The following is a 16,761-nucleotide window of genomic DNA, read 5'->3' on the forward strand; positions in this document are numbered from 1 at the left end:
GAAGCCATGAGCTTCATCATCTGGGTCGCCGTGCTGGGGGCCGTGCTGCTGACATTGGCACTCACCTCGTCGTACCTGCGGTGGATGCCGGTGACCACTTCGGCAGTGTGCCTGCTGCTGGGCGTGGCCATCGGGCCGGCAGGCCTCGGTTGGCTCAGGCTGGATATCAAGGACGCGTCGTTCTGGATGGAGCACCTGACGGAAGTCGCGGTGCTCTTTTCTTTGTTCGTCTGCGGGCTCAAGTTGCGGCTGCCGCTCAAGGATCGCAAATGGCGCGTGGCCTATGGGCTGGCGGGACCGGTGATGCTCCTGAGCATCACCGGCGTCTGCCTGATGCTGCATTTTATTTTCGATCTGGCGTGGGGACCTTCGCTGCTGATCGGCGCAATACTGGCGCCGACCGACCCGGTATTGGCATCGCTGGTTCAAGTCAATGATGCCAAGGATGACGATCCTGTCCGCTTCGGGCTTTCCGGCGAAGCTGGATTGAACGACGGGATCGCGTTTCCGTTTGTGATCCTCGGCCTGCTGTTTATTCAACAGGGTGAGGCCTCATCGGCGGCCTGGCTCGATGAATGGGCGCTCAAACGACTGTTGTGGGCAGTTCCCGCCGGTTTGCTGATCGGTTATTGCATGGGCCGTGGCATCGGCCGGCTGACCTTGTCGATGCGCATCAGAAACGCCGACAGTACAGTTTCCCCCAATGATTACCTGACTTTTGCCCTGATTGCACTGGCTTATGTCGCCGCCGAGTCGATTCACGGCTATGGGTTCCTATCGGTATTCGCTGCGGGCCTCGGCCTGCGTGGCGCGGAGGTCAAATCCACGGGAGATTCCCAACCACCGGCAGAGCATCTGGTCCAAGCGGTGGTCGGCCATCAGAACGTCGAGCCTGATGCTGCTCTGCATGGCGACGTGGAGCATCTGGAGGAAACGCAAGTCGCGGCCGGGATCATGATCGGCGACATGCTGTCCTTCGGCAGTCTGGTGGAACGTGCCATGGAAGTTTTTTTGGTGACGCTGCTCGGCGTGGTGTTGATGGCGCATTGGGATTGGCGCGCACTGGCCATCGCAGGGGTGTTGTTTTGCCTGATTCGTCCCATGAGTGTCGCGCTCATACCTTGGGGGAACCTGCTCGACGGTCGGCAACGACTGCTGATCGGCTGGTTCGGCATACGCGGGATCGGCAGCTTTTATTACCTGTTCTATGTCCTCAATCACGGGCTGAACCCAGCGGTGGCGACGCTATGCACTGACCTGACATTGTCCGTGGTCGCGCTTAGCATTTTGATCCACGGCATCAGCACCCAGCCGGTCCTTGCCCGTTATGAGCAGCGCAAAAAGCCAGTGGCAGGACCGCGAACTGCATGAGTCAATCTTCGAACTCATGCACCCTGCATGACTTCCATTTGCCAGCACTCAATCCTATGTCTTTGATGTTTCAGGTTTTTATAAATCAGTCAGAATCGGCACGACAAATGCTCCATTCCCATGAGCGACCTTCGGCATCGAGACCGTTTGCGCCCTACCCCATCCGTGACGATTTGAGAGACCTGACCATGAATGCCATCGACCTGTTGAAAGCCGACCATGAACGCGTAAAGGGCATTTTGAGCCAATTGAGCGAATCCACCGAGCGCGGCGTAAAAAAACGCACAGAGCTGCTTAACAAACTGGAAATGGAGATTTCCATTCACACCCGTCTCGAAGAAGAAATTCTGTATCCGGCGTACAAAAAAGCCGGCGGCAAAGAACAGGACGTCATGTATTACGAAGCCAAGGAAGAACACCGCACCGTTGATTCACTGGTTTTGCCGGATCTGAAACACACCGACCCGTCGACCCCTGAATTCGCCGGTCGCGTCAAAGTGGTCAAGGAGTTGCTGGAGCACCACATTGAAGAGGAAGAGACTGAAATGTTTCCTCAAGCGAAGAAATTGCTCGGCAAAGCTGAACTGGAAGAACTCGGAACACAAATGGAAACCCTGAAAACCCAGCTCAAAAAGCAATTCAGCGAATCGCACATGGCTGCCTGATGAGCCACGACACACACAGGCCTGGCTTTCGTCAGGCCTTTTTTTGCGCAGTTATTTCATTGCCGAGGCAATCGATTTCACCAGATTGAGCTGGGTGAACGGCTTTGAGAGCCGTGGCAGCCTGGCAGCGAAGCCTTCCAGTCGCTCGGCGTAGCCGGTAGCTAGAATGATCGGTATGTCGGGTTTCACAGCGCGAATCGCATCCGCCAGTTGTGCACCGTTCATTTCTGGCATTGCCATGTCGGTGATCACCAGATCAATGGTGGGATTGACCTCAAACAATTCAAGCCCCTGAGCACCTGACGTCGCGGTGATAACCCGATGGCCGAGGTCTTCGAGCAGCAGGCACGTGCTGGTCAGTACCAGGCTGTCGTCATCGACCACCAACACACACAACCGATGGGTCTCTGGCGTTTTGGCTGGGTCGGCAACCTGGACCGCTACCGCTCCCTCCGATGCGACGGGTAACCACAGTTCGGCTGTGGTGCCGTGATTCTTTTGGCTTTTGAGAATGAACCGCCCGCCCAGTTGCTCGACAAATCCATGGACCATCGACAAACCCAGCCCGGTGCCTTTGCCAAGCCCTTTGGTGGTGAAAAACGGATCCATCGCCGATCCCAGAGTGGCCTCATCCATGCCGTCCCCGGTGTCGCTGATGCTCAGGCAGACATAGCGCCCGTCATCGGGTAAAGGCCGGGGCTCATCCCGGGCATCGGCTTTACGGGCGCTGATGATGATCGTGCCGCCGTTGGGCATTGCATCACGGGCATTGGTGACCAGGTTGAGCACGGCCAGTTCCAGCTGATTGACATCCGCCATGACCGGTTCGATCTCTGGAGGAAAGCGGGTTTGCAGAACCACTGACGGCCCGAGCGAACTGCGCAGCAAGCCGGAAATGCCTTGCACCAGCACGGGAATTTCGACCGGCTCGGATTTCAGTTCCTGGCGTCTGGCAAATGCCAGCATCCTTTGAGTCAGTGAAACACCGCGCTGCGCGCCCTGGGTCGCATTGTCCAGCAGGCGAACGATTTTCGGATCATCGGCCAGGCGTTTGCGCACAATCTCCAGATTGCCAAGAATCACCGTGAGCAAATTGTTGAAGTCATGGGCAATCCCGCCGCTGAGCTGACCAATGGCTTGCATTTTCTGCGCCTGGAACAATGCCTCGCGGGTTTGCTCCAGGGCTTGTTGCGCCTGGGTGACTTCAGTGATGTCACGGGTAATCTTGGCAAACCCCAGCAAGGTGCCGGTTTCTCCCCAAATCGGATCGACCACCACGTGGGCCAGAAAACGCGTGCCGTCCTTGCGAACGCGCCAACCCTTGTTTTCGAATCGCCCTTCATTCGTAGCGATGCTCAGCGTGCGTAGCGGTTCTCCAGCCTCCCGGTCTTCGGGCGTGTAGAACATTGAAAAGTGCTGGCCGATGACTTCTTCCGGCAAATAGCCCTTGATGCGCTGGGCCCCCAGGTTCCAGTTGGTCACATGGCCGCGGGGATCGAGCATGTAGATGGCGTAATCGGTGACACTTTGCACCAGCAAGCGGAATTGCTGTTCGCTTTGCTTGAGGGTTTCTTCAGCCATTTTGCGATCGGTCAGGTCGCGGGTGATCTTGGCGAATCCCAGTAACTTGCCTGTTGGATCGAGAATCGGATCGATCACCACGTGAGACCAGAAATACGTGCCGTCCTTGCGTACGCGCCAGCCTTCACCTTCGAAACGCCCTTCTCGAATCGCCGTATCAAGGGCCTTTTGCGGCAACCCGGCACGGCGATCCTCTTCGGTGTAAAAACGCGAGAAGTGCTGACCAAGGATTTCGTCTTCGTCATACCCCTTGAAACGCCTGGCACCGGCGTTCCAGCTGGTGATGATGCCTTCGGGATCAATCATGTAGATCGCATAATCAACCACCGCATCGATCAACAAACGAAGTCGCTTGTCCTCGAATCCGTCGGTATTGGTTCGATCTTCGCTCATTGACCCCTCACCCGTTTATGCTTGCTTTGAAGTATGCGACAAACCGCAGGATTGGAAAGCTCCAGTATTTGCGTCATATAGACGCCACGCGGATTTTACCGGTACACGTACTTTTCGATATAGGTATACAGGTCGTTATATACAAAATCCGGCACTTGCCTGGCGTGGGCTCCAGTCTTGAGCAATGCCAAATGGCAGTCTTTCACCATTTCGTTACGCTCCGCCATGGTGTAGACCTTCTTGTCGATGATGGCTTGGTACTCGCTGTAGGTGTATGCCTTTGTCGACTCGCTGACGTTGAGATTGTCCCTGGCATCTCTAGTGTAGGTACTGTGAGCCCGCAAAGTGCGCTCGTTCAAGGTCCCCAATCCGCGTTCATACAAAAGGATCTGTGAACCGCTATGCACTTTGGCGATGGCCTCAAACGCAAGAAGGATGGCCTGCGCGTTACTCATGCTGGCCGTGAGGGACGAATAGCTGACAAAGCGTTCCAGCTCCTCGTTTTCAAGACTTTTGAGTGCCCTCTTGATGCTGGACACGTGCGCAAACGCCTGGTTGCAACCGACGACATGGGCTTCCAGACGATAGCCATTAGCGATGGACGACAAATCGGAAAAGCGGATGTCATCGAAGGCGCATTCCATGATGAGGTTGTATTTGCGTGTGAGAGCCTCGATAAAGATTTTGCCGCTGAGTTCTCGAACAAACTTCTCTGTGTGGGCATACGCATGCAGGACCCCTTCCTTGATCATGTCCGCGTATTGAGGGTGCTTTTCTCGATACTCGGGCAAGTAAAGCCGAACATAATTGGCGTATTGCCCTGAAGGCAGCAGTTCCTTTTCAAGCAGATAGGTTTTACCTGAGCCCTGTAATCCTGCGGTGACCAACAGTTTGGGCGGGGTTTCGGCGGTTTTACCGGCGAACAGTGTGGCCGTGATTTCGTTGAGTGCTTTGGACACGTCTGCAGGCGTATGGGCGTACTTTGGTGTTTCTGACATGGCTTGATTTCCTTATCAAAGAACCGGGTGAGAGTGATACCCGGTCATTTCAATAAAGTGTGCTTTCGGTGATTGTTCAAATCGTCGTTTGCTTCAAGGTATGTCAATGTTTTTAAAGGTAAAAAATCCTACTGGCCGGGGTGAAAAAGCGTTGGTTCCACAGACCACCATCGCGGCAGCAATTGCTTGACCTTGCCCTCGCCAAAGCGGTCATCGATCAACATCACCACGCCTTGATCCTGTTGTGTGCGAATCACCCGGCCTGCGGCCTGGACCACTTTTTGTACGCCAGGAAACAGGTACGTGTAGTCGTAACCGGCACCAAATATCGCCGCCATGCGCCGTTTCATTTGCTCATTGACGGGATTGAGCTGTGCCAGCCCAAGGGTGGCGATGAACGCGCCGATCAGGCGTGCCCCCGGCAAATCGATGCCCTCGCCAAACGCCCCGCCCAGTACGGCAAAGCCGACACCCTGGCCATCTGCGGTGAATTGATCGAGAAATTGCTGGCGTTGTTCCTCTGTCATCCCGCGCGATTGCGACCACAGATTGATCTGCGGATGGCGTTCGGCCAATAGCTGTGCAACTTGCTGCAGGTAATCGAAGCTGCTGAAAAAAGCCAGGTAATTGCCCGGGCGCTGGCTGAACTGCCGGGCAATCAATTCAACGATCGGTGCGAGTGACGCCTGACGATGAACAAAACGGGTGGAGATGCGGTTGACGATGTGCACCTGCAATTGATCGGCATGAAACGGCGATTCAACATCAATGCACACGGTGCTCGCCGGTGTTCCCAGCAAGTCGGCGTAATAGTGCCTGGGGCTGAGCGTCGCGGAAAACAGCACGGTGCTACGCGCTGCCGTCAAACGGGGGCCGATGAACCCCGCCGGCACCACGTTGCGCAGACAGAGTTGCGAGAGGTTGCGTTTGCGATCGAGATCACGCTTGCTGATGTCGAACAGGTACTGCTCGTCAAAGAGTTCGCCCACACGGCAAAACTGCAGCATGTCGAAGTAAAAGCTCTGTAGCGCGCTGTCCAGCCCCTGCGGGTGATCGTTCAGAAAGTCGCCGATGCTTGCGCTGCAGGATGACAACGCCTGGAGCAACTTTTCCGGAGGTTTGTCATAAGCCTGATAGACGCCGAGTTGCTGGCTATGCAGGGCGTTCCATTCACGGTTCACCCGTTGCAGTGGCTTTTTCAATGCTTCGGGGGCGGTTTTACGCACGCCATTGAGCGTCGCCTGGTCGAGGCTGGCGCTGTACATCTGACGACCGCGCTCCACCAGGTTGTGGGCTTCGTCCACCAATACCGCGACTTTCAATTGGTTGGCCTGGCATAGCCCGAACAACAACGCGCTGAAATCGAAGTAATAGTTGTAGTCGGCCACCACGACGTCGGCCCAGCGCGCCATTTCCTGGCTCAAGTAGTAAGGACACACCTGGTGCGCCAGGGCGACCTCACGCAGCGCATTCTGATCCAGCAGACGCAACTCACTGGCAGCTTGCCGTGCCGCGGGCAGGCGATCATAAAAACCCCGCGCCAGCGGACAGGATTCGCCGTGACAGGCGCTGCCTGGATGCTCGCAAGCCTTGTCCCGGGCGATCATTTCCAGGACGCGCAAGGGTGGCGCATCGGCGCTGTCGAGAATCACCTGCGCGGCATCCAGGGCCAGTTTGCGCCCCGGCGTTTTTGCCGTCAGGAAGAACACTTTGTCCAGTTGCTGCGGCGCCAGGGCCTTGAGCATCGGAAACAAAGTGCCGACGGTCTTGCCGATCCCTGTCGGTGCCTGGGCCATCAGGCAACGGCCGGTGCTGACTGCCTTGAACACGGACTCGGCAAGATGTCGCTGGCCCGGGCGGAAACCGGCATGGGGGAATTGCAATTGCTGGGCGGCGCCATTACGTGCTTCGCGATGAGCCTCTTCCTGTTCAGCCCAGTGCAGAAACAGGCGGCAATGTTGCTCGAAGAACACTTGCAGTTGCCCGGCGCTGAAAGACTCGACCAGACAGGTTTCCTTTTCGCTGACGATATCGAAATACACCAGCGCCAGATTGATCTTCTCAAGCGCCAGTTTCTGGCACATCAACCAGCCGTAGACCTTCGCTTGAGCCCAATGCAGTTGACGGTGGTTGGCCGGTTGCTTGTTCAAGTCGCCCCGGTAGGTTTTGACTTCTTCCAGGCAGTTCTGCGTCGGATCGTAGCCGTCCGCCCTGCCCTTGACCTTCAGGCTTTTGAACAACCCTTCAAGCGCGACTTCACTCTGGTAACCCTCGCTGCGCCGGGACGCTACCGTGCGATGGCCGACAATGCCTTCCAGCGCTGTCGGCGACGGTGTGAAGCGCAGGTCAAGGTCACCGACCTTGGCGGTAAATTCACACAGCGCCCGCACGGCAATGCTGTAGCTCAAGCGGCTTGCTCCGCCCATTGCACATAGCAAACGGCAATCGGCATGCCGTGCTCATGACAGAACTCCAGCCAGCGCAGCTGGTTATCCTGCAAGCGATCCCCTGGCCCTTTGACTTCGATCATGCGGTAGGTTTTTTGCTGCGGCCAGAACTGGATCAAGTCGGGCATGCCCGCGCGATTGGCCTTGATGTCGAGCAACAATCGATTGAACCAGTGCTTGAGGTGTTCCGCCGGCAAACAATCCAGTGCCTGCTCCAGCAACGCTTCGTTGAGCGCTCCCCAGAACACGAACGGCGACTGCACCCCCCATTTTTCGCTAAAGCGTTCTCGGATGGTCTGCCGATAACGCCCGTCATCGAGTTCTGACAGGCACGCCTGGAACAGCTCTGCGCGGCGCTCATGGAAATCCTCGTTGAGCAGGTCCACCGGGCCACGCTGGAACGGGTGGAAGAAAGCCCCGGGCAACGGCGCGAAAATCGCCGGCCAGCACAACAGACCGAATAACGAGTTGATCAGCGTGTTTTCCACATAGTGGACCGGTGCCTCATCCTGCGTGAGGTGCGCCTGCACGTAATGCTCCACCGACAACGCCAGGTCCGTGCGTGGCAATTGCAGGTCCAGGCGCAGCATTTGCCGGGGTGATGCGCGTTTCATTGGCGGCCCGCCGAGCTTGCGCCGCAGCCTTGGCAGCATCCGCAGCAGCACTTGTTGCTCGGCGGCACTTTCCGGTGCCTGTTCGGCCTGGGTGGCCAACGCCAGTGCCAATTCGAATTCACCGCAGCGCTCGAGTACGCGGATCAACCGCAACCGCGCGCCGGGATATCTGCACTGGCGATACAGCGTCAGCGCAGAGGCGAAATCGGCGATGCGCTCGCAATGCTGAGCGATCTGGAACAGCAGTTTCTCGCGGCGCCGTTGCAGCCATGGGTTGCTCAATGTCAGCCCGTTGACCTGTCCGATAACATCCCCCAGCGCTTCACCGGCCTCGAACAGTTGCTGGCAATGGTGCAGGAACATGCAGGCATCCACGTCTTCGCGGCTGCGCAGGCCTCGCGAGTCGGCGCAAAAGTCGACTTTTTCATAGGTAAAGATACCCAGGTCCGCCAGTACGAACTCGGACCAATCCTGGAAAAGATTGCCAAAAAACATCAAGCGCAGGCGATCACACAAGCCCATGATCGTCAGGCTGAACAACTGGTCGTCCAGCGTCGGGCACCATTGCCTGAAGGTGCGAGCCTCGGGAAACTGCTCGCTCAGTGCCGGTAGCCAGTCAGTCTTTTTTCCTTTTGGCTGATCAATGGCCGTACCCAGACATTGGAGAATTTCGGCTTTGAGCAACACCTCGAACAGCGTCTCCACCGCCAGGGGCATTTGTTGATCAACCCACGCCAATGCCAGCAACGGGCTGGCAGCGGCGGCGATGTCGCCAATTTCGGGGTAATGCAATTTACCCGGTCTGAAGTGAATGCCCTTGCGCATGATCAGGCGGACCAGCAAGGCCCGGGACTCGCGAGGTAACCCTTTGAAGTCGGTAATGAAGCGCTGTTCCTCGTCAGCCAGCACATCGGCATAGCGATGTTCAAGCCAATCAATGACTTGCATGAAGTTGTTCAAGTAGTAGAACGGATCGTCGAGGGGTTTTGCTGTCACGGGGAATGGGAGCCATGGGAACGAATACTGGTTATGCGTACAGATACCAGCAACGGCCTGCCCGGTGCAAACGGAAAAGGATAAGCGGCGGCGCTGTCAGGTATTTTTTCCGGCGCGCAGAACTTTCCGCCGATCCACGGCACCAACCGCGTTACAGGCACTGTCTAAAGCAACAGTCGGTCTTTTTTGTGGGAGTGTGAGTTATGAATATCAAGACTTTGGGTATGTCCGTGGCGATAGCGGCCTCATTGGCACTCGCCGGTTGTTCTACCCCAACGGTGGTTACCTTGCAGAACGGCACCCAATATTTGACCAAGGACATGCCGAAAACCAAAACCAAGGACGGCTTCTACGAGTTCGAGGATATTTCCGGGGCGAAGGTCAAGGTCAGGTCTGACGAGGTGTCCACCATTCGCAAGGAAGACTGACCGGTGGGGTTCACCTGGTGCGAGCTGCTCACGATGGCGGCGTATCGGGCACCAACAATGTCGAATGTACCGGCCTCATCGCCAGCAGGCTGGCAATGAGGCCTTCAGGTGCTGCCGTCTGACGAATCAGCTACCGGTACGGATCTTGTTCCATAGCCGTGTCCGAATCCGGTCGATGTTCAGTGGCATGGCTTCCAGGGCGAACAATTTGCCCATCATTTCCGGGCTCGGGTAGACCTTGGTGTCATTCTTGATGGCCGGGTCGATCAGGCTGTCTGCCTGTTCATTGCCATTGGCGTAATGCACGTGGTTACTGATACTGGCCATGACGTCGGGGCGCAGCAGGTAATTCATGAACGCATAACCGGCCTTTTCGTCCGGAGCATCTACAGGCATGGCAACCATGTCGAACCAGATCGCTGCGCCTTCCTTGGGAATCGAGTAGCCGATGTCGACACCATTTTTGGCTTCCCTGGCGCGGTTTTCCGCTTGCAGGATGTCGCCCGAGAAGCCGACAGCCACGCAAATGTCACCGTTGGCCAGGTCACTGGTGTATTTGGACGAGTGGAAGTAACTGACATAAGGGCGAATCTTCATCAGCAAGGCCTCGGCCTTTTTGTAGTCTTCCGGACTTTTGCTGTGATGCGGCAGGCCTAGATAATTCAGCGCCGCTGGCAACAATTCGGGGCCGTTGTCGAGGATGGCCACGCCGCATTTTTGCAGCTTTTGCATGTTTTCCGGTTTGAAAATCAGGTCCCAGGAATCCACCGGTGCATTATCACCGAGCACCGCTTTGACCTTGGCAATGTTGTAGCCGATGCCAGTGCTGCCCCACAGGTACGGGAAGCCGTGCTCATTACCCGGATCGTTGGTTTGCAGTGCCTTGAGCAGCAACGGATTGAGATTCTTCCAGTTCGGCAACTGGCTCTTGTCGAGTTTTTTCAGCGCTCCGCCTTCGATTTGCCGCGCCATGAAGTGGTTCGAAGGAAACACCACGTCGTAACCGGATTTGCCGGTCATCAGCTTGCCATCAAGGGTTTCGTTGCTGTCATAGACGTCGTAGGTGAATGCAATGCCGGTTTCTTTCTGGAAGTTTTTCGTAGTGTCCGGCGCTATGTAGTCCGACCAGTTGTAGATTTTGACCGTTTCAGCCGCCTGGCTGATGGATGCGACCAGCATCAGCGGGGCCAGTGTCAGTGTCTTTCGGATCATGAGCGATTCCTGTATGGGTTTGTTTTTGTTGGCAGGCAATCAAAGGATCAGCTTTTGTTTTTTTAAGAGCTCAAAAAATCAAAACGTAGGTCTTGCGCACGGTTTCCTGGATATCCCAGATACCGAGGCTGTTGGCGGGCAACATCAGTGCATCGCCGGCTTGTATGTGCAGGGTTTCGCCATCGTCCGGGGTGAAGGTGCAGCGGCCCTGGATGAAATGGCAGAATTCCTGGGCAACGATCTGCCGCCGCCAGCGACCGGGGGTGCATTCCCAGACGCCGGTTTCGACGCCGTCGTCGCGCTCGACACTGGTGGTCGAGGCCACCGCCACAGGCGTGCCGAGCGGCACGGCGACCGGGTTCGACTCCTCGAGTTGCAGGGTTTCGGTGTTCTTGAATTGCGTGATGCTCATGGGAATACCTGTGGTTGTAGAACGCGTCGGTTACTGCATGAAACCTTCCATGAACCCCGCCACTCCACTGGCGAGCTTGCGCCGCCAAGGCGCGGTGGCCGGGTTGGCGAGGGTCTGGTCTTCGTGGACAAAGCTGCGGATGATCGCGTTGTAGCCGAGCCAGCGGCAGGGCTCGGGCTCCCAGGCCCGCAGTGCATCAAGGCTACGTTGGGGAATGACCCATGGCTGCCGGACCTGCTCGGTGTCGCGTTGCAGGATCAGGTCAGCCAACGTCCGCCCGCCCAGGTTGCTGGCACCCACGCCCTCCCCGCCATAACCGCCGGACAAGGCGATGCCACTGGCCTGATCGCACAGCATGTGCGGTTTGAACCGCCGCGACATGCCAAGATTGCCGCCCCAGCCATGGGTGATCTGGACGTTCTTGAGTTGCGGGAACAACTCACCGAACAGATAGCGGCGCAGTTCGATTTCACTGCGGGTCAGGTCAAAGTTGTGGCGCAACTTGCCAGCAAACTGGTAACCACCGCGGGCACCGAAAACCAGGCGGTTGTCTGCGGTACGCTGGCCGTAAGTGACCTGGCGGCTGCTTTCACTGAACGCCTGGCCGCGGCTCAGGCCGATTTCGTCCCAGGTCGCAGCGGACAAAGGTTCGGTGGCGACGATCAAGCTTTGTACCGGCAGTTGATAGCGACCTAACGGTGGTAACGTTACCGAATAGCCTTCTACCGCTGGCACTATCCAACGGCTGCGCACCGATGCTTTCGCCGTGCGCAGGCTGCCGGACTGCCATTGGGTCACCGGGCTGTTCTCGTAGATCCGCACACCCATGCGCTCCACCGTCCGCGCCAGGCCGCGTACCAGTTTGGCTGGGTGAATGGTCGCGACATGCGGGGCGTAGATGCCGCCGTAGGGTTTGGCGACACGGATCTGCTGCGCCAATTGTTCAGGGCTGAGCCAACGGTAATCGCGCTCGTTGAGTCCCTGCTGGTAGAGCTTGTCCAGGTATAGGCGCAGGTTGGCTTCCTGTTCCGGGTAGCGGGCAGCGCAGTACAGCACTCCACCTTTGCGATAATCGCAGTCGATGCCCTCACGTTCCAGGACGATTTCCACTTCATCGGGAATACTGTGCAATAAGTCGTATGACGCCCGGCGCTGTTCAGGTGACAGCTCGGCAAGCAGCCGGTCCTCCCCCAACAGATTGCCCATCAACCAGCCGCCATTGCGTCCCGAAGCACCAAAACCGGCGGTTTGCGCCTCGATAATGGCGATGTTCAGGCCAGGTGCCTGACGCTTGAGGTAGTAGGCCGTCCAGAGTCCGGTATACCCGGCGCCGATGATCGCTACATCGATGTCCAGATCCTGTTCCAGCGCCGGACGCGCCAGCAACGGCTCGTCGAGTTGGTCCATCCACAAACTGATAGTGCGCCACGCCGGCATGCAAGACTCCGCCAATCAAACTTCGTTGGCGCTGATCCTAGTGCGTGAGCTCAAGCGTTGTCTTGCGCGCGTGCACGCAAAGAAATTTGTTTGGCATACGCCTTGGGTGACAGCCCGGTGTGTTGACGGAAACAGCTGTAGAACGCCGACAACGAATTGAACCCGGCAGCGAACGCCAGTTCGTCGATGCGCAGCGGTGGTGCGGCGTTGTCCAGCGCCGCGAGAAGATGTTGCAGGCGCGCCTGGTTGACGTAGCGATAGAAGCTCTGCCCCAACACCTGATTAAGCAAATAGGAAATCTGGTTGCGACTGTACCCGCACTCCTTTGCCACCCGTTGCAGGTCGAGTTCAGGGTCGAGATAGGGTTGCTGGCGCTGGAAATACTGTTGCAGATCCTCGGCCATGAAACTCAACTGCCGTGGTGACAAGCCCAGGCGACTGACCGCCGGCCGCTGGCTGCTGCTTTTACCGGTGGGCTGTTCACGCACCACAGAGGCGTATTCGTTGACCCGCCAGATCAGCCCGTCCTTGACGGTAATCGCTTCACTGGCGCGAAACGACACCAACCCTTCGCCGCCACGCAGGGTGATGCGGTACTGAATGAACGCCGTGTTGCCGTCCAGCCGAATGCGGTCCGAATGTTCCAGCGCCTCATCCGGATCGCGGGGCATGCTGCTGCGCACGTATTCGCGCAAGTGCTCAAGGCCAATCACGCGGGTCTGAAAAAAGTCGTTGTACTGGATCTCGGGATGGTAAAGCGCCATGACCCCGTCGAGATCCCGGTGTTTCCAACGCAGGTGATAACGCATGACCGTCTCGGCCGTGGCCTGGGTTTGCTGCGGGCCATCATCCTCGGCGTGCATAAAGGTCTCGACGTGAAAAAGCCGAGCTTGCCCAACTTCGGCTTCTGCATCAATGGTTAAACGGATAGCGGTATATTTGCGAAAACGTTTGCGCCAAAAGGCGTGAATAAAAAATGCGAAGCAATTGCCAAACGACCTGAAAAATCCACATTTTTTTCACATTCAGGTGCTACTTTTAAAGTCTGTCATCGGTAGAGCCAATGAAGGCTCTTCCCTCCTAACGTGAGCTAAAGGAAGCGCTCGATGAAGAAGGTGGGCAACACATGAATAAAGGGTTCAGCAAGGTCACTTTTCCAAACGCCTGCCAGCTGATGCGCTGGCATTTTCATCCCATGGGTTTCGAGGCCAGCATGGATGCCCCGGGCAGCATGATTGCCCGTTTGTTTGATCGAGCAACCGGCGAGACCATGATCGCCATTGCCGGTATTCCGTGTGCGACGGTGATGAATGCAGCCGATGTGGAGCGAATCATCGAAGCCGTGGAGGATGAGCTTGAGGCGTTCATTCCCCCGGTAGCCCTCAGGAGCTATGCCTGAAGGCCTGAAAGTCATAAAAAAGCCCACTTCACGTGTAATCCTGTTCACTTAAATGAGCATTAGCATCCTGTGGCGAGAGAGCTCGCTCCCTCGCCACAGGTACAGTGTTCGTCCTTAAGTGAACAGCATTACACTCCCGGTGGGCTTTTTGTTGAGTGTAATCCAAAGACTCACGCCACAGTCTTGCCCTGGCGATGATCAGCAAAGAATGCCTTGCCCTTACCGATCCGGTCGGACGCCTTGGGCATGTTTGCAGCCTGATTGTCCGCCGTATCGACATACCAGTAGCAATGACTCACTGCCCGGGTAATGCCCACGTAGGCCAGGCGCAGGATTTCGTCTTTCTGCGCATTGTCGTACGGCTCGTTATCACCAGCCTTGCCCAGGCCGGCCATGCGGTACACCTGATTCTTGTAGGGAGAACTGGTCAAGTGCTGACAGTCGCCAAGCAGGAAAACCGCGTCCGCCTGCAGACCCTTGGCGCTGTGATAAGTCAGCTGTTTCAAGCGCCTTGCTTCATACGGCAAGCTAGAATCAAGATTAACTACAGACTGAATATGCTCTTCTATCAATGACTTATCGCCGCTTTTTCGATAAAGCATCAAGATTGAATCGCCCTTCCTGTAATGTTCCATCAGCTTTTGAGCCAGGCCTTGGTCGTCCCGGTCCAGCACGTTGACTGGCAGTAACGGCTTTGGCTCACCGCTGGCCTTGGCCTTCTTGCCAGCAATCGCCGGAGCGGCGCGCACGATGTGTTCGGCAGCGTCGATGATGTGTTGATGGCTGCGGTAATTGTCGCTGAGCATGACTTTGGTGGTGCTCGGGGACGAGAAAGACTGGTTGAACTCCATGAAATAACTTGGCGAACTGCCGCGCCACCCATAAATCGACTGCCAATCATCCCCCACGCAAAGCAAAGACGAGCGTTGCGCGCCGCGCCCTACATGCATGGCCGGACCGCGACTGCGGATTTCTGCCAGGCTGGCACGAATCCACGACACGATCTGCGGTGAGACATCCTGGAATTCATCGATCATCAAATGCGACAGCGGCCTTAGCAACTCATCGCTGAGCAACTTGAGATTCTCCGGCGAGTGCTCGCTGAACAGCGCGAACATCCGGTTGTAGGTCATGATCGGCGGTTTCTGGTCGAGCAAATGATCTTCCAGTGCACGCCAGTACAGACTCAAGGCCTCAAAGAAGAACCGGTCCGGGTCATCCTTGCCGAAGCTCATCTGGCCCACGGCGGTCGGTACGTCCAGGCCCAGGTTCTCGATAAACCCGGCAGCAGCGACAAAACAGTCGAGCAACGGTGCAGAAGCGAGTTCACCCTTGACCTTGTAATCGAAGCCTGGCCCGGCACTGGCCTCTCCTGCCAGCGACGCCAGAACACGTTTCGACGATTCATAACTATCCAACCATATCAAAGGCTTACGGCAGAAAGCTTGAAACAGGGTGCGCTTTACAGCCCATTCCGCGCGCACGCTCAACTTTGCATTGGGACGCGTCAGTTGAGGGTTTTCCCGAGGATCGAAACCCAGCACAACCCAGGCATCCAGCGACGGAATGTAGCCGTGACAATGAAATCTCGAACCGTTGATATCGAACGTCTGGCGATTGGGCTCGATACCTTTGATCGGCCAGGCTTTGGCGCGAAACCACAGGTCTTCGATCATGTCGCAAAGTTCTTCATCGCGCTTGGCGGCCAGTTCGGTCACGGCCATGCGCTTCTGCACATCCGGGTGATCGCGCTCCAGCTCCTTGAGCTGCAAGGCATGGCGCGACAGCGGCTTGATCAACTCGCGAAAGCGTTCGTCGCGGGTATGCAAGGCGTGATAACAGGCATTGAGTTGCTGGCGCTGGGCATCGTTGATGCGCAAGTCGAACGGATTGCTGTCCACCTCTTCCTCAGAACCTTGTATCCGGTGGCTGAGGTTCTCGAAGGCCTGCAAGCGCTCAAAACCCGGCAGGCTGCGCACCATGGGCAGAATCCGCGAGTGGAAAGTACGCACCAGATCGCGTGCTTCCTTGAAGCTGAGCGCCCGCCCCCAAAGGGCAAACAGCTCGATCAGCTTGTTGATGAAGTCTTTGCGCGATTCGCGGGTGAAGGTCACGACTGTCATCGAACTCAGCTCGAAGCCCAGGTATTGCGTCAGCAACACAATACGCAGGACCAGCGTTGTCGACTTGCCCGCACCCGCGCCGGCGATTACCGAGGTAGACGGCGTATCGCTGAAAATCATCTTCCACTGAGCGGTGCTGGGTTGCGCATGCGGCGGCAGCAGTCGTGCGACGTCCGCCTTCATGCGTTTTTTCAGTTCGGCGGTCAACGGCAGGCGCCAATCATCGAACAAATGATCATCAATGTTGGGCGGCCTGTGTTCAGTGCTGCGTGAGTCACGAATCAGCAATACCTGTCGGCCTTCTTCCAGCCCTTCCAGTTTGCCTTCCTTGTAGCCGTAGTCCACCCCGGCAATATGCCCGCTGCGAAAACCGTCCGCCTGGCCGTACAACCACGAAGCACGGTGCTGTGCACGCAAGCGGGTCAAGCCATGGCCAAAAAACCGGGCGGCCAGGCGCTTGAGCAGCGGCATCTCGGCCAAAGGGCGAAGTTCAGGTGGAAGATCGGGGGTGTGTTGCGCCACGCGGACGGACTCCATGGTCTGAGACTGTTGACGGCTATGGTGTCTGCATTTGCCGATGAGTTCTAGTGAAATGCTTGTAGCTCATTGGCTTATACGATGAAGTGAAGGCCGAATGACAATATTTCGAAGGGTATTTATATCGATACATTCGATTGTTATGAGG

The 16,761-nt window shown here is 56.8% G+C and carries 13 protein-coding genes; 4 read left to right on the plus strand and 9 right to left on the minus strand.

The genetic code is table 11. From position 1 onward, the window contains the following. Positions 1 to 6: 6 nt before the first annotated feature. Both D8U18_RS05620 and D8U18_RS05625 read left to right on the plus strand, forming a co-directional pair. Positions 7 to 1,371, plus strand: a complete 1,365-nt coding sequence (locus D8U18_RS05620; RefSeq protein ID WP_131107242.1) for a sodium:proton antiporter — start codon at positions 7 to 9, stop codon at positions 1,369 to 1,371. Between the two features lie 188 nt (positions 1,372 to 1,559). After that, positions 1,560 to 2,036 carry a hemerythrin domain-containing protein gene (locus D8U18_RS05625; protein WP_056855379.1) on the plus strand — a complete coding sequence of 159 codons (477 nt, stop codon included), beginning with the start codon at positions 1,560 to 1,562 and terminating at the stop codon, positions 2,034 to 2,036. A 51-nt stretch (positions 2,037 to 2,087) separates the two neighbouring features. Here D8U18_RS05625 and D8U18_RS05630 read toward each other — a convergent pair whose 3' ends face one another. From D8U18_RS05630 to D8U18_RS05645, 4 genes are all read right to left on the minus strand, one after another. Then, positions 2,088 to 4,010 (minus strand): PAS domain-containing sensor histidine kinase, encoded by a 1,923-nt coding sequence (locus tag D8U18_RS05630; RefSeq protein WP_131107243.1) that lies wholly within the window; start codon positions 4,008 to 4,010, stop codon positions 2,088 to 2,090. A gap of 95 nt (positions 4,011 to 4,105) precedes the next feature. Further along, complete coding sequence (locus tag D8U18_RS05635; protein WP_131107244.1) at positions 4,106 to 5,008, minus strand: zeta toxin family protein; 903 nt, start codon at positions 5,006 to 5,008, stop codon at positions 4,106 to 4,108. 128 nt (positions 5,009 to 5,136) lie between these two features. Next, positions 5,137 to 7,416 carry an ATP-dependent DNA helicase gene (locus tag D8U18_RS05640; RefSeq protein ID WP_130931764.1) on the minus strand — a complete coding sequence of 760 codons (2,280 nt, stop codon included), beginning with the start codon at positions 7,414 to 7,416 and terminating at the stop codon, positions 5,137 to 5,139. Continuing rightward, positions 7,413 to 9,065 carry a VRR-NUC domain-containing protein gene (locus tag D8U18_RS05645; RefSeq protein ID WP_277752464.1) on the minus strand — a complete coding sequence of 551 codons (1,653 nt, stop codon included), beginning with the start codon at positions 9,063 to 9,065 and terminating at the stop codon, positions 7,413 to 7,415. The genes D8U18_RS05640 and D8U18_RS05645 overlap by 4 nt, the downstream gene beginning before the upstream one ends. A 203-nt stretch (positions 9,066 to 9,268) precedes the next feature. On the opposite strand from D8U18_RS05645, the gene D8U18_RS05650 reads away from it, so the two are divergent. Then, positions 9,269 to 9,493, plus strand: a complete 225-nt coding sequence (locus tag D8U18_RS05650) for a YgdI/YgdR family lipoprotein (protein WP_130904878.1) — start codon at positions 9,269 to 9,271, stop codon at positions 9,491 to 9,493. A gap of 126 nt (positions 9,494 to 9,619) precedes the next feature. Here the strand turns inward: D8U18_RS05650 and D8U18_RS05655 are convergent, their stop codons facing one another. The 4 genes from D8U18_RS05655 to D8U18_RS05670 all read right to left on the minus strand — a co-directional run bounded on the left by D8U18_RS05655 (position 9,620) and on the right by D8U18_RS05670 (position 13,417). Continuing rightward, on the minus strand, positions 9,620 to 10,705 hold the full coding sequence (locus D8U18_RS05655; protein ID WP_131107245.1) for a polyamine ABC transporter substrate-binding protein: 1,086 nt from the start codon (positions 10,703 to 10,705) through the stop codon (positions 9,620 to 9,622). 70 nt (positions 10,706 to 10,775) lie between these two features. Then, on the minus strand, positions 10,776 to 11,117 hold the full coding sequence (locus D8U18_RS05660) for a cupin domain-containing protein (protein ID WP_131107246.1): 342 nt from the start codon (positions 11,115 to 11,117) through the stop codon (positions 10,776 to 10,778). A 30-nt stretch (positions 11,118 to 11,147) separates the two neighbouring features. Continuing rightward, on the minus strand, positions 11,148 to 12,554 hold the full coding sequence (locus D8U18_RS05665; protein WP_131107247.1) for an FAD-dependent oxidoreductase: 1,407 nt from the start codon (positions 12,552 to 12,554) through the stop codon (positions 11,148 to 11,150). Between the two features lie 50 nt (positions 12,555 to 12,604). Next, the gene (locus tag D8U18_RS05670; RefSeq protein ID WP_131107248.1) at positions 12,605 to 13,417 is read right to left on the minus strand and encodes a nuclear transport factor 2 family protein; all 813 of its coding nucleotides are present in this window, start codon (positions 13,415 to 13,417) and stop codon (positions 12,605 to 12,607) included. A 263-nt stretch (positions 13,418 to 13,680) separates the two neighbouring features. On the opposite strand from D8U18_RS05670, the gene D8U18_RS05675 reads away from it, so the two are divergent. Next, on the plus strand, positions 13,681 to 13,953 hold the full coding sequence (locus tag D8U18_RS05675) for a DUF1652 domain-containing protein (RefSeq protein WP_034148820.1): 273 nt from the start codon (positions 13,681 to 13,683) through the stop codon (positions 13,951 to 13,953). 170 nt (positions 13,954 to 14,123) lie between these two features. On the opposite strand, the gene D8U18_RS05680 is transcribed toward D8U18_RS05675, so the two are convergent. After that, complete coding sequence (locus D8U18_RS05680) at positions 14,124 to 16,598, minus strand: UvrD-helicase domain-containing protein (RefSeq protein ID WP_131107249.1); 2,475 nt, start codon at positions 16,596 to 16,598, stop codon at positions 14,124 to 14,126. Between the last annotated feature and the right edge of the window lie 163 nt (positions 16,599 to 16,761).

It is taken from the genome of Pseudomonas sp. Sample_10 (assembly GCF_004321495.1).
Classification (GTDB): Bacteria; Pseudomonadota; Gammaproteobacteria; order Pseudomonadales; family Pseudomonadaceae; genus Aquipseudomonas.